This is a genomic window from Paenarthrobacter sp. NPDC091669 (genome assembly GCF_044756725.1).
Lineage (GTDB): Bacteria > Actinomycetota > Actinomycetes > Actinomycetales > Micrococcaceae > Arthrobacter > Arthrobacter bambusae_C.
Genome location: NZ_JBIVTK010000013.1, coordinates 65,061 through 89,914 on the forward strand (window position 1 = coordinate 65,061; position 24,854 = coordinate 89,914).

The following is a 24,854-nucleotide window of genomic DNA, read 5'->3' on the forward strand; positions in this document are numbered from 1 at the left end:
TCCCATGAAGGCTCTCTACAAATCCGGACCCCACGCAGGGTTCGAACTCGTCGAACGTCCTGAGCCCGAGGCGGGCCCCAGCGACGTCAAGATCCGTGTGATGACCACCGGTATCTGCGGCACCGACCTGCACATCCAGAGCTGGGACGCCTGGGCCCAGGGCATCATCGAAACGCCGCTCATCGCCGGCCACGAGTTCTATGGCGAAGTCGTGGAAATTGGCGAAGACGTCCGCGACGTCAAGGTAGGGGACCGGGTTTCCGGCGAGGGCCATGTGGTCTGCGGAATCTGCCGCAACTGCCGCGCCGGACGCCGCCAGATGTGCATCCACACCGTCTCCGTCGGCGTGCAACGCGATGGTGCTTTTGCTGAATACGTCGTCATCCCCGAAACCAACGTCTGGGTTCACCACGATGAATCCGTCACCCCGGAACTCGGTGCCATCTTCGATCCGTTCGGCAACGCCGTCCACACCGCGCTGAGCTTCCCGTTGGTCGGCGAAGACGTGCTGATCACCGGTGCCGGTCCCATCGGACTCATGGCCATCGCCGTCGCCCGCCATGCCGGTGCCCGCAAGATTGCCATCACGGACGTCTCCGCTCCGCGACTGGAACTGGCCCGCCAGATGGGCGTTGACCTGGCCGTCGACGTCTCCAAGATGCGCGTTCGCGACGCCCAGCAGGAACTGGGGATGCGCGAAGGGTTCGATATCGGCCTGGAAATGTCGGGACACCCCACCGCACTGCCTGAGATGATCGACAACATGAACCACGGCGGCCGCATCGCCATGCTCGGCCTCCCCAGCCAATCCATCGACATCGACTGGGGCAAGGTCGTCACGCACATGCTCACGCTCAAGGGCATTTACGGCCGCGAGATGTTTGAGACCTGGTACGCGATGAGCGCCATGCTGTCCTCCAACCCCGTGCTGCACCGCAACATCTCCGCGGTAGTCACCGACAAGCTCTCTGCCAAGGACTGGGAGAAGGGCTTCGAGATTGCCCGGAACGGCACGGGCGGCAAAGTGGTCCTCGACTGGACTGAACTGTAACTGGACCTGAACTGGTACGCGACCCGCGGCCCCCTCAACTTTAGGAGCACCCCTTATGTACTCAGCCATCAAAGACCAGCTGCAAGGCGAACTGGACGAGATCCGCAGCGCCGGCCTCTTCAAGACCGAACGCCACATCGACTCCCCGCAGGCCAGCCACATCGCCGCAGGCCAGCTCGGCCAGCCCGCCAACAAAGTGCTGAACTTCTGCGCCAATAACTATCTGGGCCTGGCCGACCACCCGGACATCATCGCCGCAGCAAAGTCCGCCATGGACGAGCGCGGCTTCGGCATGGCGTCCGTGCGCTTCATTTGCGGAACCCAGGACCTGCACCTGGAACTGGAGACCCGCGTCTCCACGTTCCTGGGGACCGAGGACACCATCCTGTTCTCCAGCTGCTTCGACGCCAACGGCGGCGTGTTCGAGTCACTCTTTGGCCCCGAAGACGCCATTATCTCGGACTCCCTGAACCACGCGTCCATCATTGACGGCATCCGCCTGAGCAAGGCCAAGCGCTTCCGCTACGCCAACCAGGACATGGCGGACCTCGAGGCAAAGCTGGTGGAGGCCGAAGGCTCCCGCCGGAAGATCATCGTCACGGACGGCGTGTTCTCCATGGATGGTTACCTCGCGCCGCTCGAGGCCATTTGCGACCTCGCCGAGAAACACGACGCCTTGGTCATGGTGGACGACTCCCACGCCGTCGGCTTCATGGGCCCCACGGGCGCGGGCACCCCGGAGCATGCCGGCGTTTCCGAGCGTGTGGACATCTACACCGGCACATTCGGCAAAGCCCTTGGTGGAGCTTCGGGCGGTTACGTTTCCGGCCGCGGCGAGATCGTCGCCATGCTGCGCCAGAAGGCGCGCCCGTACCTGTTCTCCAACTCCCTCGCCCCGGCCATCGTTGCAGCCACCATCAAGGCGATCGAACTGGTCCAGGAATCCGGCGAACTCCGTACCCGGCTGTTCGAGAACGCAGCACTGTTCCGCCGCCGCATGAGCGAGGAAGGCTTCGAGCTCCTCGACGGCGAGCACGCCATCATCCCCGTAATGTTCGGTGACGCCGTGGTGGCTGCCAAGGTAGCCGACGAAATGCTCAACAACGGCGTCTTCGTCACGGCCTTCAGCTTCCCCGTAGTGCCGAAGGGCGTGGCCCGGATCCGCGTGCAGCTCTCCGCTGCGCATAGCGCGGACGACGTCGAAGCGTGCGTTCAGGCGTTCGTCAAGAGTCGCGCCGCAATCGCCTAAGGCCAACGCTCTCTCACGTCCCTCGGGTTTGAGACGGATGCTCTCTCACGTCCCTCGGGCTTGAGGCGGATGCTCTCTCACTTCCTTCACGAGAGTGAGAGAGCATCGGCTCCCGTGCTAAAGGTGCCGGATGAATCTTTCCGGGGCGTCCAGAAATGATCGCCAATTGGTGACCAGATCCAGGTCGGCCCACTGCCTGGGGCGTAAGCCCCACTGCCCGACTTCAAGTATCTGGGCGCCCGGAAGGGCAGCAAGCAGTGGCGAGTGCGTCGACATGATCACTTGGGATTTGCCTCCGACCAGCAACTCCTTGAGAACTGACAGCAGGCTGAGGCAGCCGGTGAATGACAACGCTGACTCCGGCTCATCCAGTACCCATAATCCAGGCCCGCGGAACCGGTCAACTGCGAGCTCAAGAAACGATTCTCCATGGGACATGTCGTGGAAGGGCAAGTCGCCGAACGTGCTGGGGTTCTTCTCCAGATAGGTGAAAAAACCATGCATGGTCTCAGCACGGAGGAAGTAACCACGCCTGCTGCTTCCGGCATTGCGGATGAGTTGCAGGTGGTTGCCCAGTTCGGATTCCGTGGACCTGGTGGTGTGTCGGGCCCCTGTTGAGCCGCCCTCCGGGGACAAACCGTAGGCCAAGGCGATGGCCTCCACCACGGTTGACTTACCGGAACCGTTTTCGCCCACGAGGATTGTTGCAGGCGTCAGATCCAGACCTTGATCCAGAAGCTGGGTTACCGGTGGCAGGCTGGCTGGCCACCGGCGGCGGTCCAGCGCGTTGGTGGGATCTTCCGTCACTCGCCGGATGGGATGGTTGCGGTGCATGCCGTCATTGTTGCAGCCCTGGCCGACGTTGAGGCCGCAGGGACCCGGCGTGCATCGAGAAGTGAGTGTGCGAGAGCGTTCGGCGGAAGGGCGCGGGATGTGAGAGAGCATCGGTTCTGACAGGATGGAGCCATGGCTTCGAATTATGACGTGGTAATCGTAGGCGGTGGCATCGGGGGACTGTCCTTGGCGGCGGCTCTCGCAGGCAAGTGCACGGTTGCACTTGTTGAGGCCGAGCAGTCCTTGGCCTTCCACACGTCGTCGCGTTCCGCCCGGCAGCTTATCCCCAGTTACGGTCCGGCAGTGGTGCAGGAGCTGACGATTCGAACCTTGGAGATGTTGGCTGCCCGGGATTCCCAGGCGGCCGAACCCATCCTCACGCCACGCGGTTTCATGCTGGTGGGTGACGAAGAAACAGTCCGCGCCGAGGCCAGCGGCAACATGCACGCCATCACCCACCACGAGGCAATGCGTCTGTGTCCGGCCCTTAACCCCGACTCGTTCACTGCGGCAGGACTGGATAGCGGCTCCTTCGGCTGCAACGCTCCGCTCCTGTTGGAGGAACACCGCCGCACAGCGGAAGCTGCGGGCGTGGACATCATCACCGGAGCCAAGGTCCACTCCGCCCAGCGATTGGGGAGCGGCTGGCAGGTGGGCGCGGGAACCGAAGGGTTCCAGTCCGGCGTCGTGGTTAACGCCGCTGGTGCGTGGGCGGACGAGCTTGCCGTCATCAGCGGGGTGGAGAAACTGGGACTGCAGCCGTACCGACGGACGGCTGCAATCGTCAACGTTGACTCCCCGTTGACGCCGGAAACACCCATGGTGTGTGCCGCTGACGACACGTTCTATTTCCGTGCCGAGGGCAACCAGGTGCTGATTTCGCCGTCGGAATCCGTGCCGAGCGGAGCAGAGGATGCCAAGCCCTACGCAGGTGATGTGGAGGCCTTGATCAGCAAACTCAACGCCGTGACGTCCTTGGGCATCCACTCAGTGGACCGGGCATGGACTGGCCTCCGGACAGAAGCTGCAGACGGGATTCCAGTGGTGGGATTCGACGCAGAAGCGCCGGGCTTCTTCTGGCTCGCAGGGCAAGGCGGCTACGGCTTCCAGACATCGTCCGCCATTGCGGAGCTGGCCGCAGGACTGATCCTCGGCAACGTTCACGACGACAGTCCGGAATCCCGGACAGCGGAGCAGTTGGCGGCAGTGCGTTGGTCGATCCGGCGCTGAACAATAGGGTCATGAGCGGAAACAGGAACGGGAACAGCGGCAGCACAGTCATCACCAACATCGGCGAACTGATGACCCAGGACCTTGAACACCGGGTCCTGAAGCACGCCGCGATGGTGATCGAAGGAGAACGGATCTCCTGGATCGGCGCTGCCAAAGACGCTCCGGCTGCGGACAAAATGATCGACGCCGAAGGCCGCGCCGTCCTGCCGGGCTGGGTGGATTCGCATTCCCATCTCGTGTTCGCAGGGGACCGCACTGCCGAGTTCGAAGCCCGCATGGCCGGCGAAAGCTACAGCGCAGGCGGGATCGCGGTGACCACTGGTGCTACGCGCAGCGTCAGCGATGACGAACTCACCCGCCTGGTACGGGATCGCGTGGCCGAGGCAGTCTCTCAGGGGACCACCTACCTGGAGAGCAAGACCGGTTACGGGCTGGACGTGGAGAACGAGGCCCGCAGCGCCCGCATCGCCGCAGCCGAAGTGGACGAAGTGACCTACCTGGGCGCGCATTTGGTCCCGAAGGGCTCCGATCCCGAAGAGTACACGGACCTGGTCTGCGGGCCCATGCTCGACGCCGTCCTCCCGTACGTCCGCTGGGCTGACGTCTTCTGCGAGCGTGGCGCGTTCACGGAAGACCAGTCCCGTCGGGTCCTGACCGCAGCGCGCGACGCCGGCCTGGGCCTGAGGGTCCACGGCAACCAGCTGGGCGAGGGCCCAGGTGTTGCCCTCGCCGTAGAGTTCGCCGCAGCGAGCGTCGACCACGTCAACTACTTGTCGGACCCGGACATCCGGGACCTCGCGGGAACCTGGGCGGGCTGGGATCCGGCCACCGGAACGGGCCCCCGGGGCACAGTGGCAACCTGCCTTCCCGCCTGCGACCTCTCCACCCGTCAGCCCCTGGCGCCCGGCCGTGAATTGATCGACGCCGGCGTCCAGATCGCCCTGGCCGCCAACTGCAATCCGGGGACCTCCTACACCAGCTCCATGGCCTTCTGCGTCACCACCGCTGTGCTGCAAATGCACTTGAGCGTCCACGAAGCCGTCCGGGCGGCGACATACGGCGGCGCTTTGGCGTTGGGCCGGGAGTCCGGGAACGACGTCGACGGCGAACGGGCGGTGGGTTCGCTCGCCGTCGGACACCGGGCGGACCTGCACCTGCTCAAGGCACCATCGGCCACGCACCTGGCTTACCGACCGGGGATCCCGCTGACTCATTCCGTGTGGCGGGCCGGCGTACGGGCCGTCTAACACAACACAAAACAGGGGGCGGTGTTCCGGTAGGAACACCGCCCCCTGTTGTGAGGGGTGAAAAGACCTACGCGCAGCTGAACTTCGCGTCGGCCCAGTCCGCCCAGTCATCGCCGGCGTCGTCGCCGTTCTTGTCAGCGACCAGCTCGACGTTGCGGACACCGGTGATGTCCACGGTGAGGGGGAGTGCGGCGGAGTCCGCGCTCAGGACGGGGGTCCGCAGCAGTTCGCGCCCATCTCCCTTGACAATAAACACCACGGAACCGTGCAGGCCCTTGTTCAGCTTGGCGTCGTCCACTCCCACCACGGCGGTGAAGGCGTTGCACTTGGCCTCGGTGGCGATGCTGACCTTCGAGTCGGCGTGGACGCCAATGCCCTTGGAGTACACGACGCCGTCCAGCCGCAGTGCGGGCCCGTCGCCGGCGTTCTGCTCACCGTTGGCCCGGTCCCGTTCTGCAGGTCCCCAACCGTTGGTACTGCCGATCCAGGGCAGGTCGGAGGCGAACACGGTGCCCGACAGCACGGGTGCCGGGGGCTCCTGTGAGGTGGAGGAACAGGTGAACCTGGCGTCGGCCCAGTCAGCGTGGTCGTTGCCGTTGGAATCGCCGGCGTCGTTGGCCACCAGTTCCACGTACTGGGCTCCGGTGACGTCCACAGTGAGTGGCAGGGGAGCGCTCGCAGCGCCCAGAACCGGTGTGGTCACCTTGGTGGTGCCATCAGCCACCACGGAGAACTTCACGCTTCCCCGCGTCGGTTGGGCGTCGTCAACGCCCACGGTCGCGGTGAAGGCGGTGCAGTAGCCGCCCAGGTAGTAGCGGACCGTGCCGTTGGCGTGGGCTCCCAGACCCTTGGCGTATACCGTGCCGTTCAGTGTGAGCGGAGAGCCGTCACCGGCCCCGGTTCCACCATTGGACTGGTCCTTCTCCACAGGGCCCCAGCCATTGGTGGCGCTGACCCACGGGTGGTCGCTGGCGAACACGGTGGCCTGCGGAGGCTTGGGCAGTGTTCGGACGGCCGCGGTGGTGCTGATGGTGCGGCTGCCTGCGGGCGAAGAAGTGGTGCCATAGGTGGCGGTAGCCGTGATGGGGTAGTCGCCGTCCGCCGAAGCCGGTGCGGTGATCTTCCACGTGGTGGTCAGAGTGCCGCCGGCTGGCAGCGTCGAGGAAGTGGCAGGCGTGGACGGGGTTGCAGTCCACCCTTGAGGCAGTGCAAGGGTGACGGCGAGGTCGCTGATGGCGGCTGGTTCGTCGGAAGTAAACGTGGTGACGAAGTCCTGGGCCTTGCCCTGCTGGACAACATCGCCCTGGAGAGACGCTGAGAGCTGTGCGCAGGCCGGGACGGATTCGGAAGCGCCGAGATCCTCCACCAGAAAGTTGTCCAGGGTGAAGTCCGAACCATTTGCACTGCCCGTGCGCTGCAGTCCCACAAAGTAGTCTCCGCAGAAGCCGGTATCCAGGGTTTGCTCGAAACGTGTGGTGGACGTTGCGGCAGCGATGGCCTGGCTGCCTGTCACTGCGGGACCGGCTTGCGAGTCGTAGCCGGAAACCCAAGCGTATTGGCCGTCCTTGGAGTTTTGGTAGTCGAAGGACACCTTGTACTTGCGGCCCGCCTGGAACGGAACTGTTGCCTCCGTGGTCCGGTACACCATGCCCGGTCCGCCGTCTGGTGCGCGGTTTTCATCGTGCGCGATCAGCGACCACGTTCCGTCCAGTACCTCGTCGATCACGTTGGTGTGCCAGCCCTTTTGTGTGAACGGTTCGTTGCGTTCGGTGATGTGCGTGCGCGGGTCCGTGGAGCCGCCAGCATTGCCCTTCACGAAGGGCCCCCAGCCTTGGTCCACGTTTTCGAAGTCCTCGCTGAGCACGCCGGTGGTGGCCACCCGGGCGGTTTTCACTGCACGGAAGTCGTCGACGCGCACTGTTGCGTCGCCGTCGGCCGCTGAGACGGTGACCTTGGCCTTGGCGTTTTTGTGGGGAACGTCCACCAGTACACGGATGCGCTGGAATGCTGTGCCGTGTTTCTCGTCGCCGGCGACGTAGTTTCCGGCGTTGGAGGAATCAATGGTGACGCTTTCGGTCTTGCCGTTGATGTCCACGGACAGCGTGGTGGGTCGGGTCTTGCCGGGCTGGATTTCCACCCAGGTGCTCACGGACTGGGTTCCGGCGTCCAGTTTTATTTCCTGGCTGATGGACGACGGCGTTGCCCCCAATTCGGCGAAGCGGCGACCCTTGTCATCGCGGACCTGCGTGACGGTGCCGGCGGGGTTCCATGGGGAGAGGTCTGCGCCGTTGAAGCCGGGATCGTTGAAGGCCGTTCCTTCGCCGAAGGTGGCCTTCTTGGGCAATTCAGCTTTGTTGTTCTTCGGAGACAGGACATAGGGCTGTTTGGCATCTGCGGCGACAGTCACCTGGCCGTTGACTACGGGGACATCGGCAACTTTGACGCGGCCGTTGTCTGTCAGTTTGAACAGCTCCAGGGTGTCGGCCTTGGCGAACTCCTTGGTGAGCGGCCACGTGCTGGCACCGCCGGCGGGGTTGTAGTGGTAGAGCTTGTCGGCCTTGCCGTTTTCCTTGGACGACCACGGCAACAGGTAGTTTCCGCCCTGTAGGACTGAGGTGCCATCCACGGTGATATTCCGTTCTGCTGCCGTGTTTCCGGTGACAGCCACGCCGTCGGCGAGGTCGATCCGGTCAGCTGTCCACTTGGTGATCTGGTGGTGTTGAAGGAACTTGGCGGGCACGTTGGCTGTCCAGACGTTCTCGCTGAAAGCGTTGAAGTCGTTCTGCCCGGTCCAGCCTTCGAACTCCACAATGTGGCTCACGCCGAGCTTGGGATCGGGGTTCCAGACGTCCGACTGGGTGTTGTTGATGAAACGCAGGATCTGCGAGTTGATGCCCTTGTTGGTGGAGCCGCCGTATTTCTCATCGTTGGCCCAATGGGACCAGGTGTTGTTCCGGGAGAGGTGGTCGGCCCATTCGGAGCCCACCCGGAAGCCGTTCTTGACCAGTTCCTGCTGCAGGCGCTCGGCGAGCCATCCGAATTCGTAGTAGACGTCCACGTACACGAAGTCCAGGTTCTTGTCCGTGACTTCGCGTAGTTCCTTGATGCGCTGGGCGAGTTTGCCGGAGTTAATGTCCTCGCGCTGGTTCATGTAGTAGGACTGGTCCAGCCAGTTCCACCCCAGGCCTTTATCCGCGCGCAACAGGTCCTCGCTGAAGGATTTGGCTTCAGGGTAGATTTCCGTGGCGTTGATGTGGACGCCGAAGCTGGCGTTCCAGTCCTTGCCCTCTTTCACCAGCTTGTTGAGGTCTTCCAGTCCGCCTGCGCGGGCGTTGAAGTTGTTGCCGTAGTCCGTGTTGGCGGAGTCGTGCCCCTCGCTGGTGTAGCCCTTGAGCATGGCCACCTGCCCCAGTCCGTCGGTGGCCAGGGCGATGCGCTTGACGTCATCCAAGGTCCTCAGGAACGGGTGGGTTGCCTGCGAAGCAAAGTTGAACGGGATGTGCGTGATCACGTTGTCCGGCGTTTGTTCGGCCTTGTTGGGGCTGACCTGGATGGACCTCATGGCGATCGCTGCATCTTGCCAGTCCACACCGCCGTCGGCATTGGCATCGCTGGTGATGGCCACGCGTGTCCACGGAAGTTCCTCGGTGGTTGAGGAGCCTTCTGCGCGGTAGAGCCACTGGCCGCTGGCGATACCCATGGAAACGCCACCGGCCCCATCGCTGACTGCCTGGCGCCAGAAGCGGCCGCGGTCCTTCGCTCCCGGGCCCGACGACGTGTCGTACAGTGCGTTGGATTCGACGGCGGCACCCAAGGTGGCGGTGTTTGCCAGTGCGTAAGCCGAGCTCTTGGCGGTGGCATCCAAGGGAGTCGCGGTGGTGATGGGCGTGAATTCGTCACCGGTGACGCTGCGGTCCACGGACAGGTTGGCCGTGGAGACTTGCGCCCCGGGCTGGGTGGATCCGACGGTCACCAGGTTCAGCCGGGGGAGTTGCAAGGTTTTGACCTGATGATCAGCGGAGTCCTTGATCTCCGTGACGTTGAAGGACACCACGTTTTTCTTGACCGAGAGCCGGGCCTTGATGACGGCGTTGCCGAAGTCCGGAACGGTCAGCACGTACTCCCGGGCGTCGTTTCCGGACCCGGTGGAAGAACCGGCCACCGTGTATTCCACGCCATTGAGGGTGATGGTGCTGAGCCGGGTGATGTTGCCGTCCAAGCGGGCCTTCGTGACGGGGTCGGTGTAGCCGAGGACCTGCGGGAAGGTGGTGGAGACCTCCACGGCGAGCTGGCCGGAGGCGATGACGGCAGCATCGGCAGCACTGACGATGTCTGCTTGCGGGGCGAACGGAGCGAAAGGGGAGGATGGGGCTGCCGTGGCAGGTTGAACTGCCATCAGGCCGAGTGAGGATGAGGCGACGACGCAGGCCAAACTCAGCGATGCGAGGCGTCTGGGGGATGACAAGCCGGGCATGATGCTCCTTCTTGATTTTTCCGAACCGGTAACGATCATGTTCTTGCGGACTGTCTAAGACTGCTGCACGGGACAGAAGTTGACAAGAGTTAACAAGCAGTTAACTTAAATGCACACTCCGGCACACGCTTTCCGCGGCCGGCTGCCTATTCCGGCCGCGCGCGGTCAATGAGCAGGCTTCCCCCGTGGATGATCCTTGTGAGATCGAAAATGATCGTTTAGTGTTTCTATAGATCAGAAAACGTCATTAAGCTGAGCGGGAGCGGAACACACGATGAGCGAGAACACACTGGGCGCCTTCATGGAGGAAGAGCTGGTTTCCCAGCCCGACGTATGGCAGCGGGCTGTCCAGCAAGCCCGTGCCGAGGACTTGCTCCCGGCTGACGGAAAGCGCATCGCCGTGATCGGTTGCGGGACATCCTGGTTCATGGCGCAGAGCTACGCTGCCGCCCGCGAATCCGCCGGGAAGGGCGTCACCGATGCCTTCGCCGCTTCCGAAGCTTTCCTTAACAGCAACAGTGCAGATCGCCAGTACGACGCCGTTGTGGCCATTACACGGTCAGGCACCACCACTGAGGTACTTGAGATCCTGGCTGAGCTGCAGGGGATCGTCCCCACCGTGGCAATCATCGGCGACACCACATCCCCGATCATCGAACTGGCAGACGCCGTGATCGGACTGCAGTACGCCGATGAGCGTTCGGTGGTTCAGACCCGGTTTGCCACCACAGCGCTGGTGTACCTGCTGACCAGCCTGGACATCGATGTGCAGCAGGCCATCAATGATGCCCGCGACGCCGTGAGCGCGCCGGTTCCGCAGGAACTCCTGGATGCCGAGCAGTTCACCTTCCTCGGCACTGGATGGACGGTTGGGCTGGCCCACGAGGCAGGCTTGAAGATGCGGGAGGCTGTACAGGGCTGGACTGAGTCCTATCCCGCCATGGAGTACCGGCATGGGCCCATCTCCATCGCGGCGCCGGGCCGCGTCACCTGGTTGTTCGGGGCCCAGCCTGAAGGGCTGGACGGCGACATGGCCGTCACCGGCGCCCTCTACATCCACACCGACAAGCACCCGTTGGCTGAGCTGGCCAGGGTTCACAAGGTCACCTTGGAGCGTGCGCGCGTCCGTGGCCTGAATCCGGATCTGCCCCGCAACCTGACGCGCTCCGTCATTCTCGACGCCTCCGCCTAGGCTTCCGTCATGGTTCTCGGAGCCGCAGAATCACCGGTCCTCTCCTTCGATGTTGGCGGGACTGACATCAAGGCCGGCTTGGTGGATGCCCGTGGGACAGTTCTGGGCATGCGCCGCGTTCCTACACCGTTGGATCCCGCACGCCCCGGCGAAGCGGTCCTGGACAGGCTGGCCGAACTCAAAACCGAACTGGCTGCCGAATTCCCGGAGGTCCCCGCCAAAGCGGCCGGCATCATCGTCCCGGGCATCGTGGACTCCGTGGCCGGCGTCGGCGTCTACTCCGCCAATCTCGGCTGGCGTAATTTCCCGTTCACGGCCGAAGCCGAAAAACGGCTGGGGATCCCCGTGGCATTTGACCATGATGTCCGGTCAGCTGCCGCTGTGGAACACACCTTTGGCGGGTCCAAAGAGTTCAACGACGTTGTGGTGATGGTGGTGGGAACCGGCATCGCCGCAGCCGTCTTCTCCGGCGGCAAGGCGGTCACGGCCGGCGGCTTCGCCGGTGAGCTTGGCCATGCGCAGGTCCCGGACCCCGACGCCGGACCCGACTCTACGGGCTCCACCATCCTGGAAGCCGTCGGTTCGGCCGGTGCCATCGCCAAGCGCTATTACAGGGCCTCCGGGAACAGGGTGAACGGTGCCCGCGGTGTCCTGCTCAGGGCCGGAGACGGCGATGAACTGGCCGCGCGTATCTGGGCCGACGCCGTGGATGCCCTCGCCTTCACCATCTGCCAGTGCGTCAACATCATGGGGACCGAAGCGGTGGTGATCGGCGGTGGCCTGGCTGAAGCCGGTGACCAACTGCTGGAGCCCCTCCGGACCAAGGTGGACGGCATCCTTGACTTCCAGCGACGCCCACAGCTGATCCGGGCCGAACTGGGGCAAGACGCCGGCCTGCTGGGTGCGGCCTTGAACGCGCGCGCACTCCTGGGAGCAGCACAATGAAGCGAGCCAACGTGAACCGCATCATCACCGTCACCGCCAATCCGGCCATCGACATGACCTATGCCGTGCAGGGAATCACCGAGGGCGCCAGCCACCGTGTGCCCACGCCTTTGAGCCGGGCCGGCGGCAAGGGCATCAACGTTGCCCGTGTGACGCACCAGCTGGGCTATCCCGTCCTGGCCATCGCACCCACCGGCGGCGCCGCGGGGCAGACCCTTGCCGCTGAGCTCTGGACCAGCGGGGTTCCCCACACCCTGGTGGGAGTCGCCGCCGAGACCCGCCGCAGCATCGCCTTGGTGGATACGGTCGCCGGCGAAACGTCCATCTTCAACGAGGAGGGCCAGGCACTCTTGCCGGACGACTGGCGCTCACTCCGGATTGCCGTGGTTGAGGCCGTCAGCGGAAACCGAAACCTGCCGGCCTCCGTCCTGGTCGGTTCGGGAAGCCTGCCACCGGGTGCTCCAGCGGATTTCTACCCGGAGCTGGTGCGCCTGGCGCACGACGCCGGTATCCCGGCCATCATCGATACCTCCGGTCCCGGAATCATCGCCGCAGCCAAGGCGGGTGCGGACATCCTCAAGCCGAATCATCACGAGCTGGCCGAAGCGACCGGGGAATCCAGCCTTGAAGCAGCCGCCCTCGCCCTGATCGACATGGGCGCACGGACGGTACTCGTCAGTGCCGGTGCAGACGGCATGCTCGCCTTCGATCACGCCGCTCCCGGCGGCTACTGGAGCGCGCGCCTGCCTGAAGCGCTGAGCGGCAACCCCACCGGGGCGGGCGACGCCGGTGTGGCGGCTGCCGCCGTCGCACTCGCCGAAGGCATTACGGAACCGCGCGAAATACTCCGCCGGGCCACCGCGTGGTCCGCCGCTGCCGTGCTCATGCCGGCCGCCGGCGAAATTTCGCCGCGGTACCAGGAACTTCAAGACCAACTGATCGTGACATGGAAGGAGACCCGGTGACCCTGGTCAACACACGGGAACTCATGGACAAGGCCGCGGCCTCCGGCACAGGCCAAGGTGCGTTCAACATCATCCATATCGAAACAGCCGAGGGCCTGGTGGCCGGAGCCGAAGCGGCCGGTGTTCCGTTGATCCTGCAGATCTCCGAGAACTGCGCCAAGTACCACGGTGGGCTCGAACCGATCGCGTCAGCCGCCCTGGCGATCGCCCGCTCCGCCGCCGTCCCGGTGGCCCTGCACCTGGACCATGCGGAGTCCGAGGACCTCGCCCTGGCTGCGGTCGACCTTGGCTTCGGTTCGGTCATGTACGACGGCGCGCATCTGCCGTACGCGTGGAACGTCGAAGTCACCCAACGTGTCGCCGCCTACGCCCACCAGCGAGGCGTTTACGTGGAGGCCGAGCTCGGCAAAGTGGGAGGCAAGGACGGTGCCCATGCGCCGGGTGTCCGGACCGACCCCGCCGAGGCCCGGGCTTTCGTTGACGCCACCGGTGTGGATGCGCTCGCTGTGGCCGTTGGTTCCTCCCACGCCATGACCGAACGAAGCGCCGCACTGGACCTCCACCTGATCACCCGGCTGAAGACCGCTGTGGGAAAACCGTTGGTCCTTCACGGCTCCTCAGGCGTCACAGATGAGATGCTCGTAGCCGCTATCGGCGCGGGTATGACTAAAATCAACGTATCCACACATTTGAACGGGTTCTTTACCCGCGCCGTCCGTGAGTACCTCGATGCCAACCCTGAAGTGGTGGATTCCCGGAAGTACCTCAAGGCCGGCCGGGATGCCCTTGTGCTGGAGTCCGCACGTATGCTGACGCTGTTCGCCAAAGCGAAATAGCTCCGAACCCGCGAAAGGCTCGTCATGACGCGCACCGATCGGCTGACCGCCATCCTCGATCTCCTGGCCGAGTCCGGCCATGTGGAAGTCGAGGACATCGTGACGCGTCTGGGCGTGTCACCAGCCACGGCCCGTCGAGACCTGGACAGCCTCGCCAAGCAGAGGTTGCTCAGCCGGACCCGGGGTGGCGCCACCACAGGATCGGTGGCCTATGACCTCCCGGGCCGCTACAACCGTGACGACCACGCCCAGGCCAAGCAGGACATTGCCCAGGCTGCGTCCGCACTGATCCGGCCCGGAGCCGTGATTGGCCTCAGCGGCGGCACTACCAACACCGCCCTGGCGCAATTGCTCTCCACCCGTGAAGACCTCAACGCGCCCTCCAACAGGCCCACGTTGACGGTGGTGACCAACGCCATCAATATTGCCTCGCAACTGGCGGTCCGGCCCAACATCAAGATCATGGTTACTGGTGGCATCCTGAATCCGCGCTCCTACGAGCTCGTGGGTCCCTACACGGACGTCATCATGCAGAAAGTAGCGTTGGACATTGCCTTCATCGGCGTCAATGGCGTGGACCCGGACCTCGGTCCTACCATCACCGACGAGGGTGAGGCCATGGTCAACACCGTGATGGCACGGCGCGCCACGGAGTCCTACGTGGTGGCTGACTCCTCCAAAGTGGGCCGCCGCTCCTTTGCTGCCATGGCGGGTTACGACTTCAGGCACCTCATCACCGATGCCGGGATCAGTGCCGGGGACAAGGCCGCCTTCGAAGCCAAGGGCACGGAAGTCATCGTCGCTTCAGCCGGCTAGCCACCGGCAGGGTGGGTGCGCCGGCTAGAACCGCATTCTGGGTGCGTGCAGCACCGAATCATCAACATCCTTGGGCACCCACTGGCTGAACGGTGAATCGAGGGTGTACTGGCCGTCGTCGTTCCTGATCAGTGTGCGCAACTCGGCGTTGTCCGGGTTGTTGAGGGATTCGAAGTACTCAACCGTCCAATGGAACCAGCGCATGCAGAAAAGGCGCATGGTCAGTCCGTGTGTCACCAGGAGGGCGTTCGGCGCATACGTGGGCTTTTGCCAGTGGCGGTAGAGCGTCTCCATGAAGGACGACACGCGGTCATACACATCGGAACCGGATTCACCTTCGCGGAACCGGTAGAAAAAGTGGCCGTAGAGGTTGCGGAGCTCCTTTTGATCCTCGATTTCCCCGGCAATCTGGAAGTTGGCCCAGTCCTGTTCGCGAAGCCTGGGTTCCTCAATGACCCGTTCTATCAACGAGCCCAGGTTCAACGCCTCCAAGGTCTGGTACGCCCTCAAATACGGTGAAACGTAGACGCAGACCTGTTGCCCGTCGAGCTTCCGGCGAAGGTCTTCACCGGCAATGCGGGCTTGCTCCACACCGAGTTCGGTCAGTGGGATCCGGTAGTCCGGCACACGGTTGTAGATGGACGTGTCGGCGTTCGCGGCGGATTGGCCGTGCCGGATCATGAAAATTCTCGCTGGGGCACCCATCCCACCAAGCATAGGGTGGGTACATGTTCCTTGCTTCCCGCCGACGGCTGCGCGCCGAAGTACTTATTGTATTGGGCCTGTCCCTGGGCCAGTCGGCCGTATATTCCGTGGTGCAGCTTCTGGACAAGATGACGCGGGCTCCCTTGGCCGACGCCACCTCCACCTTGAACCGGTCCCAAAGCACCCGCGAATACTTTGACCTCACCTATCAACTGCTGGACATCATCTTCGCCCTGGTGCCTGTGGCCCTGGTGTTCTACTTCCTGTCTTCGCATATCCAGTCAAACCGCGACGGCGACAACGGCTCGGCGTTCGCCCGGCTCGGCTTCAACTTTGCCCGGCCGGGCAAGGACCTGCTCCACGGTGTGGGACTTGCTGCCGTGATCGGAATTCCGTCTCTGGGCCTCTACGCCGCCGGCCGGGCCCTCGGCATCACCACGGCGATTGTCCCCAGCGGCCTGGACGCCTACTGGTGGACCGTACCAGTGCTCATCCTCTCGGCCATGCGGCACGCGATCGTGGAAGAAGTGATCGTGGTGGGGTACCTCATGGACCGCTTCGGGAAGTTCGGTTGGAGCATGCCCGTGGCCATTGTGGTCAGCGCCGTCCTGCGGGGGAGTTACCACCTGTACCAGGGCTTCGGGCCGTTCATCGGCAACGTGGTCATGGGGTTGGTGTTCGCGTGGATCTATACCAAGACCAAGCGGGTCATGCCCTTGGTGATTGCCCACGCATTGCTGGACATCGTGGCGTTTGTGGGCTTCAGCCTGTTCGGCAAGGCGATGGGCCTGGGATAGGGCGCTTAAAAATATCCGGCCGCCATCAGTGGGTGACGTCATTGGCACCCGCTGATGGCGGCCGAAGTTCTTACCGGACAGGGATGACCGGTGCCGGGACGAGCCCGGTTGGATGGGGCGGTCAGATGGTGACGGCTCCGGAGGCGGTTTCGAAAGTTACTGACATGATTCCCGGAGTGCCGTGCGGTGCCATCCACTGGACAGCGACGTCCTCAAGCGGCTTTTCCACCGGTTCTCCGAGCCATTCTGTGACGCGTTCCGCCGAGCCCGCAATGGTGAGGCTGGACATCTTGACGTCGCTTTCGTAGATCCTGGACGGGTGCAGTGAGGGGTCGCCCTCCCACTTGAGCAGGTACGGGACCTGGGGGTCTGCGATCAAGCCCAGGATGCCGATCTGCTGCCACACCAGTTCGCGGCCGTCAGGGAACTTGCGGTTGCCCGGAACAGCGGAGCGGCCAAGGCGGTCCTCGAACGGTGCCAGGTCGTCAACAGCGACGCACCAGCCCATCCAGCCACCACCGGCGGCCGAGCGGGCACGAACTGCCTGGCCAAAAGGCGCTTTGTCGGAAGCGGGGTGGTCCAGGACCTCCACCACTTCCAGGTACTTGTTATCCGCAAGGGGAATGATCATGTTCCGGGTACCGAAGCGCGGGTGCACTCCGCCCCGGACAGCGTCCACTCCCAGTGCCGCGGAAATTCGTTCGGTAGTGGCCAGAAGGCCATCTCGTTCACAGGCGTAAGAGACGTGATCCATGCGCATGGCTTCATCTTGGCACTTTGTGATCGGGGTCTCAGCTAAGTCAAGCCTAACTAAGGTGGGATGTGTATAACCGGTGCCCGCAGGCGTCATGCAGGGACGCGAAAAGACCGAAAGATTCCACCGGCGTCACAAAGCTGTCTTAGGCTCCGGACACTTCCTAGACTGGCCCCAGCTCACACGCAGCACGTTTCCACAGAACCCATGCGCCACGAACAGGAGAACTCCATGTCCCAAGGATGGTCTTTCGAAACCCGCCAGATCCACGCAGGTCAGGAGCCCGACTCCGCGACGGGAGCACGGGCACTGCCGATCTACCAGACCACGTCCTTCGTGTTCCCCAGTGCCGAGAGCGCAGCCAACCGGTTTGCCCTGGCCGAGCTCGCACCCATCTACACCCGGATCGGCAACCCGACACAGGATGCCGTGGAGCAGCGGATCGCGAGCCTCGAGGGCGGCTTGGGCGCCCTTCTGCTGAGCTCAGGCCAGGCGGCGGAAACCTTCGCGATCCTCAACATCGCTGAGGCCGGCGACCACATCGTGGCGAGCCCCAGCCTGTACGGCGGTACCTACAACCTGTTGGCACATACCCTGAAGAAATTCGGCATCTCGGTGACCTTCGTGGAGGACCCGGACAACCTGGACCAGTGGCGTGACGCCGTCCAGCCGAATACCAAACTGTTCTTCGGCGAGGTTGTTTCCAATCCGCGCCAGGACGTACTGGACATTGAGGGCGTCGCCCGCGCCGCCCACGAAGCCGGCGTGCCGCTCATCGTCGACAACACACTGTCCACTCCCTACCTCATCCGTCCCATCGAGTGGGGCGCCGACATCGTGGTCCACTCCGCTACCAAGTACCTGGGTGGCCACGGTTCTGCCATCGCCGGCGTGATTGTGGACTCAGGCAACTTCGACTTCGGCAAGGACCCGGAGCGCTTCCCGGGCTTCAATACCCCCGACCCGAGCTACAACGGACTGGTGTACGCCCGCGATCTTGGCAAGGACGGTGCACTTGGCGCCAACCTCTCCTACGTGCTGAAGGCCCGGGTCCAGCTTCTTCGCGACCTCGGTTCCGCTGTGTCCCCGTTCAACGCCTTCCTGATCGCCCAGGGGCTGGAGACGTTGAGCCTGCGCGTCGAACGTCACGTAGCCAACGCCACCAAGGTGGCCGAATGGCTGGAAGCCCACGACGACGTCGAATCGGTCGCCTATGCGGGCCTGCCGTCCAGCCCGTGGTACCACCGTGGCCGGAAATACGGCCCCCAGGGCACCGGCGCCATTGTTGCCTTCAACATCAAGGGCGGCGTTGAGGCGGGCAAGCGCTTCGTGGACGGACTGGAACTGCACTCGCATGTTGCCAACATCGGCGATGTCCGCTCGCTGGTCATCCACCCGGCGTCCACTACGCACAGCCAGCTGACGGTGGAGCAGCAGCTGGTGGCCGGCGTGAACCCCGGCTTGGTGCGCTTGTCCGTGGGGATTGAGCACGTGGATGACATTATCGCGGACCTCGAAGCAGGCTTCCGGGCCGCCAAGGGAGCCTGAACCCGGCCCTGAAAGCTGAAGGCGGGACCGCGCCTGACGCCTTTCCCGGAATGCCGCCCGGGCCGATGATTATTCGCCGGGCGGCATTCCGGAGTGCTGATTCGTGAACGAAATGGCCCTGAACCGTCACACTGTTGTCACATTCTTCGCCAGAACCGCCCTGCATTTCCTAGACTCTTCGTATTAGGTCATGAGTGCCAGCGCATAGCCCCGGCTTGCTGGCCGGCAACCCTCCTCCGCGGTGGGGTGCCCCGGGTGAAGACCTGGCCTGTTCGCACGCAAGGCGACGGGCAAGCGCGAGGTTAAGGTGTCAAAGGAATGACCATTACTGCTACAGCACTTCCAAAATCCGGGGAAGAAGACGGAACCGTCAAGTACGCCGCCATTGGGCCGCTGGACCTTGAAGCGGGAGGATTCCTGCCCGACGTCGTCCTCGCGTATGAGACCTGGGGGCAGCTGAACGCCGATGCCTCCAATGCCGTGCTCATCCAGCATGCCCTCACGGGCAGCACGCACGTTGCCCGGGGAGCCACGGACGAAGAAGGGTGGTGGGAGCAGCTGGTAGGCCCCGGTGCCACCATCGACACCAACAGGTTCTTTGTCGTCTCCATCAACATTGTGGGCGGCTGCTACGGCAGCACCGGACCGTCCTCAGAGGCGCCGGACGGCCGTCCCTGGGGCTCCCGGTTCCCCCTGGTCACCCTGCGCGACAGCACCGAGGCCGAGGCGCGCCTGGCCGAAGCCCTGGGAATCGAGGCCTGGCATGCCGTGTTGGGCGGTTCGATGGGCGGCGCGCGCGCGTTGGAATGGGCAGCGACCTTCCCGGAGCGGGTGAAACGCTGCGCCGTGATATCCGTGGGTGCCTACAGCACGGCGGAGCAGATCGCCTTTGCGCAGGCCCAAACTTTGGCCATCCGCCAGGACCCGAACTTCAACAATGGCGACTACTACGGTGGCACCGCCCCTGAACACGGACTCGCGTTGGCCCGGCGCATCGCCCACATCACCTACCGCTCTGCGCTGGAATTGGATTTCCGCTTCGGCCGGGAAGCCCAGCACCAAGAGAAACCACTGGCCGCTGCGGTCCTGGGGGAGCGTGGCCGCTATCAGGTGGAGAGCTACCTGGACCATCAGGGAACAAAGCTCGTCCGACGATTTGACGCCAACAGCTACATCGCCATCACCGAGGCCCTGATGTCCCACGACGTCGCACGTGGCCGTGGATCGCTGGAGGCCGCATTGTCGCGTACCACTGCGGAGTTCTTCGTCGCGGCGGTTGACAGCGACAGATTGTATTTCCCGGCGCAATCACGGGAACTGGCGGAAGCCCTGCCGGGTGATGTTCCGGTTCACGTCATTGAAGCGCCGATCGGCCACGACGGGTTCCTGACGGAAATCGGCCAGCTCTCAGCGCAACTCCGCGGAGCCTTCTTCGCCTAGGTTGAGCGTCGGCTGCAAAGCGCCGGGTCGGCCGTCAGCCTAGCCGTTCATGATGTCGCCGCGCTGCTTCATGTAATCCTCCATGGCGATCTCCCCGTTGCTGAACTTCGCGTCCAGCTCGGCCAGCTTGCGGGCACGGAAGCCTTGCGGCTCCGAACCGTTGGTGGCCGGGAAGGGCGTGGGGGATGAAGGGTTCGACGGCGGCCCGGACTGCGGTGCGTCATCCACAGGGCGGATGACGGTGGGCCCGGATGGGTAGCCCGGGTAGCCCTGCGAGGGGTAGTTCTGCTGCCCCCGGTAATCCTGCTGAGGGTAGTCCTGCTGTGCCGGATAGCCGGGGCCGGGCAGGTTCTGTGGCGGGTAGCCGGGGCCGCGGAAGTTCTCGTTCTGGATCCGACGCGCGCGGGAACGGTTGTACATGCGGATCCCGAGCGGAATCAGCCACGAGCAGACGATGATCCAGAAGATCAGATTGTTCACAGTGCAGGCCTCCTAGGTCTTATCCCAGCTTAGACCGGTCGTACGGCGGGAACTCCGGGCGCCTTCAGTGAACCTTTCAGAGGAGCCTGGTCTCCATGCCCAGGAACCGCCCATATCGTTCCACTTCAGCGTCCAGGGCCATCTGTTCGGCAGGGCTTGCGGGCCGGTTCATGCGGACATCCAGTTGGCAGGCTCCGCCGGAAAATCCATGGCGCCACCATCCGGCCAACCTGCCATCCAACAGGACCACGTGTATGGGCCCGTTGTCCTCGGGGAAGTATGGGGCAGTCCCGCCCAGATAGTGCCGGGACTGCGAATAGCCCATGACGTATTCGTCGTAGCACTGGATGAGGTCGATGCGGGGGACTCCTGCGTCATGCGGACGCGACAGGCCCCCGGCATTGGTGAGCACGCCGACGTCTTCCGGGTTCAGGTAAAATTCCAGTCCGTCCAGGCTGACCGTAGCCAGAGCGCCGGGCGACAGTGTCCCGGCAACCTGGAGGCCCAGCTTTACGTCCTTCATGGTCAGCCCTGACCACACGGCGCAGTCCTTGATGGTGGCGGGCCCGCGGCTGCCGAAGTACCGGAGCGCCAACTTTCCGAGGGCCTCTTCACGGTCCTCCCCGGTCAATGGCGTGCGAACGAACCCCGGCACACGCTCCTCGAAAAGGGCATACGTCTGTTTCAGGGCGCCACCGGGAGAGCGGATGGGGGAGCCGCTCACCAGGATGCGGCTGATTTCGGCGTGCATGAGGTGGTAGATGAAACCCAGGCCTTTGCTGGGAAAGCCGGCCTGTCCCAAGACTTCGGCCAATTCCTCGCGGGTCTTATGGGCTCCATCTGCAACGGCTGCAGCAAGGATAAGGCCGCTTCGGCCGGCGGAGTCCTCATCGATCCCTGTTTGGCGGTACATGCCTTTGTTTCCCTGATGGAGGCGGTCCGCGGAGAGTCCCATCAGCCAGCCAAGATCGTCCCGGTGCACAAAGTGCCAGGTGGGCCGGAGGATGTGGGTTCGCAGGATGCTTCCCTCGGCGACGGCCTGTTCCACGTCCGGGGAAGTGGAAGCAGGTGTCCTTTGTGCAAGGGTCCACCGGGCATAGGGGAATTCTTGTGACTGGACGGCAAGGAGATTCCGGACCACTTCTCCGGGGCTTTCGGCGCAGGGAGGCCGCAGTTGCTGCCGCCGTAGCCGAATGCTGTGAATGGTCTCGGCGGTCACGCCTGGGCCGTCAGCCAGTGCCGTCATGTCAGCGCCGCGGCAGCAAGGTACCGCTGGGCCCGAAGACGGGACCCGGCGTCGGGCGCTTTGCGGTAATGCCGTCACCGGAGGACTGGTGCCGCAGTCGCCGGATGACCCACGGGACAAAGTACTCGCGTGCCCAGACGAGGTCGGAGGAGCGGGCCTCGCGCCACGTCCGCGGCGGCAGCGGCTTGGGCATCAGCGGCTCAAGGGTGTGGTGGACGTTGAGGGAGTCCAGGACCATCATGGCGATGGTGTGGTGGCCCAGCGGTGAGAAATGGAGGCGGTCCGCATCCCACATCTGAGGATCTGCCAACTGCCGCAAGGACCACATGTCCGCAATGACGGCGTCGTGCCGTGCGGCCACGGTCCTGAGGTTCTCGTTGTAAATGGCCACCTTGCCGCGGATCCGCCCCAGCACCGAAGCTGCGGTGTCCGGACCGTTGAACAGGACCACACTGGCGCCGCCCGAGCTCAGCTCTCCCACGGCGGCATCGAGTTTTTCGGCCAGGAGGTCGGGATCGCCGCCGGGCCGGATGAGGTCGTTGCCGCCGGCTGAGATCGACACGAGGTCAGGCTGCAGTTCCAAGCAGGGACCCACTTGTTCATCGATGATCTGCTGCAGCAACCTGCCACGGATGGCAAGGTTGGCGTACGCGAAGTCTTCCTGGCTCCGGCCCAGTTCCTCGGCCACGCGATCCGCCCAACCGCGGTGACCGCCGGGGTTCCGGGGCTCGGGGTCACCGATGCCTTCCGTGAAGGAGTCACCCAGTGCCACGTAACGGGTCCACGGGTGCTTCTGGACAGGATCGCCGGCTTTCAACAACTGATTGTTCTCACTCACGCTCATATCCTGCCCCCTTACCGCGAACCTACGCCACCGTAGGTTGTTACTTGTGGGTAACTGCAAGAATGGAACCATGACTGAAGCCCCCGCATTCCCCGCGCCCGTTGTCCTGTGGTCCCATGACGAAGCTGAGCGTGCAGGCAAACCGCTCCTGGTCCTGCTGCACGGTTACGGCTCCAATGAGGACGACCTCTTCAGCCTGGCAGGGTTGCTGCCTGACGGATTCGTGGTGGCTGCCCTTCGCGCACCGATGCCCATGGGGCCCGGCTTCACGTGGTTCCCGCTGACGGCATCGATCGACTACTCCTTGGACGCCGTGAAACTCGCGGCCGGGTACGCCCTTGAGTGGCTGGACACTGTCAAGGCCAACCACTCCTCGGTCACCCTGCTGGGCTTCTCCATGGGTATGGCCATGGCGACCACCATGCTCCGCTACCGTCCCGCAGACTTTGCCGCCGTCGTCGGGCTGTCAGGCTTTGTGATCGACGCCGGGGCTGACTCCGCCTTCCGGGACCACGAATTGGACGGATCGGTGCCCCTGTTCTGGGGCCGGGACCAGCAGGATCCCGTCATCACCCAGGACAAGATCGAGTACACCATGGGGTGGGTCCGGAAGCACGTTGACCTGACCAAGGTGCTCTATACGGGAATGTGGCACGGCATCAACCAGCAGGAGATCGGCCACGTAGGCGAGTTCCTGACCCACAAAGTCCTGACTGACTGACTGACTGACTGAATGACTTTTTGGACAGATAACGCCCCTAAAAGTCATTCAAAAGGGCGTTATCTGTACAAAAACCAGGGGCGTCAGGCGGCGGCGATCCGGACTGTCCGGCCGTTGACCGTCACGGTGTCGCCCACGTGGAGCTGGCGGCCGCGGCGGTCATCGATCTCACCGTTGACCTTGACCAAGCCGCTCTTGATGAGCTCCGTAGCCTCAACGCCGTCCTCCACGAGGTTGGCAAGCTTCAGCAGCTGGCCAAGGCGGATCATGTCGTCGCGGATGGGGATTTCTTCAATTTCCGGAGTGCTCATACAGCAATGATGCCTGAAGTAGTGTGGTGAAAGTGCCGCAGCCTTCACCCCGCCCTACCCTTCCGCTCGCCGTTGGCCTCCCTCTTGCTGTAGCAACAGGCTTGGTCATCCCGCTGCAAGCGCGGATCAATGGGGCCCTTGGCGCGAAATTGGACGACGGCATCGCCGCATCTGTGGTGAGCTTCACCACAGGGCTCCTGCTGATCGCAGCCATTTCACTGGCAACCCCCAGGGGAAGGGCGGGCCTGCAGCGCATCATCCCCGCTGTCCGGAACCGCAGCTTTCCCCGCTTCTACGTCATGGCCGGTGCCATCGGCGCGTTGTTCGTCTTTGCGCAGTCGTTCACGGTCGCCCTGCTGGGTGTCGCGTTGTTCACAGTCGCGGCCGTCACGGGACAAACCCTGAGTGGTTTGCTCGTGGACCGGATGGGCATCGGCCCCGGCGGTAAACGCGCCATCACGGGAGTGCGCGTGATCGGCAGTGTCCTGACCGTGGCTGCCGTCGCCCGGGCTGTCTCGCCGCGGTTCGGTGGGGATGCGGACATCGCTTCGTTGGCGCTTCCGGTCCTCCTGCCACTCGCGGCAGGTTTCTTCATGAGCTTCCAGCAGGCCATGAACGGAACCGCCACCGTCCATTACGGAACACCCATTGCCGCCACCCTGGTCAATTTCATCGCCGGATCGGCCATTCTGTGGATCGCGTGGCTCATCAAGCTGGCCGTCGCCGGACCCGGTAATCCGCTGCCTGCCGAGTGGTGGTACTACCTTGGCGGTCCCATGGGCTGCCTCTTCATCGGACTGGCGGCCCTCCTGGTCAGGAGCCTCGGCGTGCTGATCACCGGCTTGGGCATGATTGCCGGGCAGTTGGTGGGCTCGTTGGTGCTCGACGTCGTGATCCCCAGTCCCGGCGCGGTAGTCGCCTTGCCCACGGTGCTCGGTACGGTCCTGACGCTGGCCGCAATCATTGTGGCAACGTTGCCCTGGCCCAAAGGCGCCTTCGCACGGAGCGGCCCGGCCAAAGGCCGGTAGGGTAGGAGTCGCAGCACTTTCAGGTATCTTCGGGTACTTGCAGCAAACTTTCCCCCAGCACCCCGCCGGACAACCTCGTCCGGAATCCGGGGCAAACCACCGCGGACCGCACCCAGCGGCCCTGTAGAACAAATGGAG

Annotated in this window: 22 protein-coding genes and 1 riboswitch; of the genes, 14 read left to right on the top strand and 8 right to left on the bottom strand. The window is 63.9% G+C overall.

From position 1 onward, the window contains the following. The first annotated feature begins 4 nt into the window (after positions 1 to 4). Both tdh and ACIQLI_RS19385 read left to right on the top strand, forming a co-directional pair. Positions 5 to 1,051 carry an L-threonine 3-dehydrogenase gene (gene tdh / locus ACIQLI_RS19380; protein WP_026547146.1) on the top strand — a complete coding sequence of 349 codons (1,047 nt, stop codon included), beginning with the start codon at positions 5 to 7 and terminating at the stop codon, positions 1,049 to 1,051. Positions 1,052 to 1,106: 55 nt separating this feature from the next. Next, positions 1,107 to 2,300, top strand: coding sequence for a glycine C-acetyltransferase (locus ACIQLI_RS19385; RefSeq protein WP_400391374.1), 1,194 nt, complete (start codon positions 1,107 to 1,109; stop codon positions 2,298 to 2,300). A 117-nt stretch (positions 2,301 to 2,417) separates the two neighbouring features. Here ACIQLI_RS19385 and ACIQLI_RS19390 read toward each other — a convergent pair whose 3' ends face one another. Then, a complete protein-coding gene (locus ACIQLI_RS19390; RefSeq protein WP_400391376.1) occupies positions 2,418 to 3,134 on the bottom strand; it encodes an AAA family ATPase in 717 nt (238 codons plus the stop codon). A gap of 132 nt (positions 3,135 to 3,266) precedes the next feature. Between ACIQLI_RS19390 and ACIQLI_RS19395 the strand changes: the two genes are divergently transcribed. Both ACIQLI_RS19395 and hutI read left to right on the top strand, forming a co-directional pair. After that, positions 3,267 to 4,364: an NAD(P)/FAD-dependent oxidoreductase gene (locus ACIQLI_RS19395; RefSeq protein ID WP_400391379.1), complete on the top strand. Its 1,098-nt coding sequence runs from the start codon at positions 3,267 to 3,269 to the stop codon at positions 4,362 to 4,364. Positions 4,365 to 4,375: 11 nt separating this feature from the next. Next, positions 4,376 to 5,614, top strand: coding sequence for an imidazolonepropionase (hutI, locus tag ACIQLI_RS19400; RefSeq protein WP_400391382.1), 1,239 nt, complete (start codon positions 4,376 to 4,378; stop codon positions 5,612 to 5,614). A gap of 67 nt (positions 5,615 to 5,681) precedes the next feature. Here hutI and ACIQLI_RS19405 read toward each other — a convergent pair whose 3' ends face one another. After that, entirely contained in the window at positions 5,682 to 10,010 is a 4,329-nt protein-coding gene (locus tag ACIQLI_RS19405) for an endo-alpha-N-acetylgalactosaminidase family protein (protein WP_400391385.1), read from the bottom strand. Between the two features lie 352 nt (positions 10,011 to 10,362). Between ACIQLI_RS19405 and ACIQLI_RS19410 the strand changes: the two genes are divergently transcribed. The 5 genes from ACIQLI_RS19410 to ACIQLI_RS19430 are packed head-to-tail and all read left to right on the top strand — an operon-like array spanning position 10,363 to position 14,842. Next, entirely contained in the window at positions 10,363 to 11,280 is a 918-nt protein-coding gene (locus ACIQLI_RS19410; protein ID WP_400391387.1) for an SIS domain-containing protein, read from the top strand. 9 nt (positions 11,281 to 11,289) lie between these two features. After that, on the top strand, positions 11,290 to 12,225 hold the full coding sequence (locus tag ACIQLI_RS19415) for an ROK family protein (RefSeq protein WP_400391390.1): 936 nt from the start codon (positions 11,290 to 11,292) through the stop codon (positions 12,223 to 12,225). Continuing rightward, positions 12,222 to 13,190, top strand: a complete 969-nt coding sequence (locus tag ACIQLI_RS19420; RefSeq protein ID WP_354232214.1) for a hexose kinase — start codon at positions 12,222 to 12,224, stop codon at positions 13,188 to 13,190. Before ACIQLI_RS19415 ends, ACIQLI_RS19420 begins: the two co-directional genes overlap by 4 nt. Then, positions 13,172 to 14,026 carry a ketose-bisphosphate aldolase gene (locus ACIQLI_RS19425; RefSeq protein WP_400391394.1) on the top strand — a complete coding sequence of 285 codons (855 nt, stop codon included), beginning with the start codon at positions 13,172 to 13,174 and terminating at the stop codon, positions 14,024 to 14,026. The genes ACIQLI_RS19420 and ACIQLI_RS19425 overlap by 19 nt, the downstream gene beginning before the upstream one ends. A 24-nt stretch (positions 14,027 to 14,050) precedes the next feature. Further along, on the top strand, positions 14,051 to 14,842 hold the full coding sequence (locus ACIQLI_RS19430) for a DeoR/GlpR family DNA-binding transcription regulator (RefSeq protein WP_354232218.1): 792 nt from the start codon (positions 14,051 to 14,053) through the stop codon (positions 14,840 to 14,842). Between the two features lie 24 nt (positions 14,843 to 14,866). On the opposite strand, the gene ACIQLI_RS19435 is transcribed toward ACIQLI_RS19430, so the two are convergent. Then, positions 14,867 to 15,547, bottom strand: a complete 681-nt coding sequence (locus ACIQLI_RS19435) for a histidine phosphatase family protein (protein WP_400391398.1) — start codon at positions 15,545 to 15,547, stop codon at positions 14,867 to 14,869. Positions 15,548 to 15,570: 23 nt separating this feature from the next. Here ACIQLI_RS19435 and ACIQLI_RS19440 point away from each other — a divergent pair, with 23 nt between their 5' ends. Further along, positions 15,571 to 16,344 carry a CPBP family intramembrane glutamic endopeptidase gene (locus tag ACIQLI_RS19440; protein WP_400391401.1) on the top strand — a complete coding sequence of 258 codons (774 nt, stop codon included), beginning with the start codon at positions 15,571 to 15,573 and terminating at the stop codon, positions 16,342 to 16,344. A gap of 121 nt (positions 16,345 to 16,465) precedes the next feature. Here ACIQLI_RS19440 and ACIQLI_RS19445 read toward each other — a convergent pair whose 3' ends face one another. After that, positions 16,466 to 17,104 carry a VOC family protein gene (locus ACIQLI_RS19445; RefSeq protein ID WP_089594306.1) on the bottom strand — a complete coding sequence of 213 codons (639 nt, stop codon included), beginning with the start codon at positions 17,102 to 17,104 and terminating at the stop codon, positions 16,466 to 16,468. Positions 17,105 to 17,305: 201 nt separating this feature from the next. Here ACIQLI_RS19445 and ACIQLI_RS19450 point away from each other — a divergent pair, with 201 nt between their 5' ends. Together ACIQLI_RS19450 and ACIQLI_RS19455 are read left to right on the top strand one after the other, a co-directional pair. Beyond that, positions 17,306 to 18,646, top strand: coding sequence for a bifunctional o-acetylhomoserine/o-acetylserine sulfhydrylase (locus ACIQLI_RS19450; RefSeq protein ID WP_400391404.1), 1,341 nt, complete (start codon positions 17,306 to 17,308; stop codon positions 18,644 to 18,646). Positions 18,647 to 18,832: 186 nt separating this feature from the next. Further along, positions 18,833 to 18,949, top strand: a riboswitch (SAM riboswitch). 15 nt (positions 18,950 to 18,964) lie between these two features. After that, on the top strand, positions 18,965 to 20,086 hold the full coding sequence (locus ACIQLI_RS19455) for a homoserine O-acetyltransferase (protein WP_400391407.1): 1,122 nt from the start codon (positions 18,965 to 18,967) through the stop codon (positions 20,084 to 20,086). Between the two features lie 39 nt (positions 20,087 to 20,125). Here the strand turns inward: ACIQLI_RS19455 and ACIQLI_RS19460 are convergent, their stop codons facing one another. The 3 genes from ACIQLI_RS19460 to ACIQLI_RS19470 form a co-directional block, all read right to left on the bottom strand. Next, positions 20,126 to 20,566: a hypothetical protein gene (locus ACIQLI_RS19460; protein ID WP_400391409.1), complete on the bottom strand. Its 441-nt coding sequence runs from the start codon at positions 20,564 to 20,566 to the stop codon at positions 20,126 to 20,128. A gap of 76 nt (positions 20,567 to 20,642) precedes the next feature. Then, complete coding sequence (locus ACIQLI_RS19465; RefSeq protein ID WP_400391412.1) at positions 20,643 to 21,812, bottom strand: winged helix DNA-binding domain-containing protein; 1,170 nt, start codon at positions 21,810 to 21,812, stop codon at positions 20,643 to 20,645. A 1-nt stretch (position 21,813) separates the two neighbouring features. Next, complete coding sequence (locus tag ACIQLI_RS19470; protein ID WP_400391415.1) at positions 21,814 to 22,656, bottom strand: SGNH/GDSL hydrolase family protein; 843 nt, start codon at positions 22,654 to 22,656, stop codon at positions 21,814 to 21,816. Positions 22,657 to 22,726: 70 nt separating this feature from the next. Here ACIQLI_RS19470 and ACIQLI_RS19475 point away from each other — a divergent pair, with 70 nt between their 5' ends. Then, positions 22,727 to 23,377, top strand: coding sequence for an alpha/beta hydrolase (locus ACIQLI_RS19475; protein ID WP_400391418.1), 651 nt, complete (start codon positions 22,727 to 22,729; stop codon positions 23,375 to 23,377). An 83-nt stretch (positions 23,378 to 23,460) separates the two neighbouring features. On the opposite strand, the gene ACIQLI_RS19480 is transcribed toward ACIQLI_RS19475, so the two are convergent. Then, positions 23,461 to 23,688, bottom strand: a complete 228-nt coding sequence (locus ACIQLI_RS19480) for an RNA-binding S4 domain-containing protein (protein WP_311214361.1) — start codon at positions 23,686 to 23,688, stop codon at positions 23,461 to 23,463. Between the two features lie 23 nt (positions 23,689 to 23,711). On the opposite strand from ACIQLI_RS19480, the gene ACIQLI_RS19485 reads away from it, so the two are divergent. Beyond that, complete coding sequence (locus tag ACIQLI_RS19485) at positions 23,712 to 24,716, top strand: DMT family transporter (RefSeq protein WP_400391422.1); 1,005 nt, start codon at positions 23,712 to 23,714, stop codon at positions 24,714 to 24,716. Positions 24,717 to 24,854 lie beyond the last annotated feature (138 nt).